Raw genomic sequence first — 1437 nt, forward strand, 5'->3', positions numbered from 1 at the left:
ATATTATCTATCGAAGTGATTAGATTGCTAAAGCCTATGTCGCCCAAGGTCTATACCCCAAGGATATTTTTAGTGGTGTCGACTAATACCCCTTCAAGTAGGCACCTAACGGCCCTATCACCCACTGTTCCTGCGCTCACAATGGCCGTAGCCTCAACAGCCTGTTTTTCATTTATTACTATTGGCACATCATGCTTAAAGCTTACAGGTCCCCAATTATTCCCCTGATTTAAACCGTGCGAATAAAAAGTGCTAACCCAAGGATTAGAGTTTGTGCTTTGTCTTGGACCAGTAATCTTAAGGTAATAATGAACTAATTGATTGGCTTCAAGGGTTTCCATCTCCCAAAGCTCATTAAAGATAAGAAGCTTATGGTTAGCTGGGACTGAATAAAATCCGTTTTGGTCTCCATAGCCAATTGTGCCATTATAAAACCGTCGCATTACTGTACCGCCTGAAACAGTTCTAACATCAATTAACCCTTTAGCAACCCCAGAAGAACCAACTGTAAGAACTTCTATTTTATTAACTGCTATTACCTGATTGGTCATAGCAACAGCAGTTATGCCATTCATGGTTACATCCTCTGTCCCCTCAGCATAATTTGCATCAAGAAAATGTACCCTAACAGTTCTAGCACCTATTCCGGCAGAAGCATCATCGGCTGAACTTGAAACCACCTCAACAGAGGTTGCAGCGCTTAATATATTCGGCTGAAGACCTCCCGTGGGCCATATAGTTTCATGACTACCTAAAGCAACGGCAGGGTTATATCCATGGATATGAACAGGCGTGGCGCCGTCCCCAATAGCACCACCTGCCGCTACCCTGGCTAACGATATACCACTTCCAACGTCTAAAACTGACATACTTTAAATCTCCTAATATAATCTTGTTTTATGATTGCCTAATCAGAAAACCCCAAACGGGAAAGAAGGGAGCGGTGCTTGCGACCCTCAGAATCAATCACAACCCCATCACCCCCATCCTTGGCAGGAATTACCTTGTCTATCACCATTCGCTCTTCTGGGGCCCTAGAAGGCTCATGATGGCCATTTTGAGGAACGGAAGGGGTCGGGGTAGGGTCTGAAGATTTTTCGCTCTCAGGGGCCATTTTGGGCTTCTCAGACGATTTCTGATTTTCAGAGTCCAAAATGGATGGGTTCAGGCTAATGGTGGCAACTATCGTGCCGATGTCCACTAGCCTGGCCCCACCCTCAACGTCTTTCCACACATACACACGCTCTATCGGAAGCTCCTCAGTAATGGCCCGAATTAAGGCCCGAAGGCTCGTAAGACCCGTGGAACGCCCATCCTTGAGCCTGGCTATCACCTGAAGGTCCTCTTCCTCCTGCGTTGAGTCCGTCATACAAAATCCTTTTGTTCAATAAGGTCGACAAAACTGTCAATATCACCCCGCATATGTTTAAGCCCGTA

At 45.7% G+C, this 1437-nt stretch carries 2 protein-coding genes; both read right to left on the reverse strand.

From position 1 onward, the window contains the following. Positions 1-50: 50 nt before the first annotated feature. Positions 51-869 carry a hypothetical protein gene (locus D6694_13675; GenBank protein RMH36658.1) on the reverse strand — a complete coding sequence of 273 codons (819 nt, stop codon included), beginning with the start codon at positions 867-869 and terminating at the stop codon, positions 51-53. 38 nt (positions 870-907) lie between these two features. Continuing rightward, complete coding sequence (locus D6694_13680) at positions 908-1369, reverse strand: hypothetical protein (GenBank protein RMH36659.1); 462 nt, start codon at positions 1367-1369, stop codon at positions 908-910. Positions 1370-1437 lie beyond the last annotated feature (68 nt).

Source organism: Gammaproteobacteria bacterium, from assembly GCA_003696665.1.
Taxonomy (GTDB): Bacteria; Pseudomonadota; Gammaproteobacteria; order Enterobacterales.

Coding starts and splice junctions, on each gene's coding strand:
- D6694_13675 (RMH36658.1), bottom strand. CDS start 869: ATGTCAGTTTTAGACGTTGGAAGTGGTATATCGTTAGCCAGGGTAGCG.
- D6694_13680 (RMH36659.1), bottom strand. CDS start 1,369: ATGACGGACTCAACGCAGGAGGAAGAGGACCTTCAGGTGATAGCCAGG.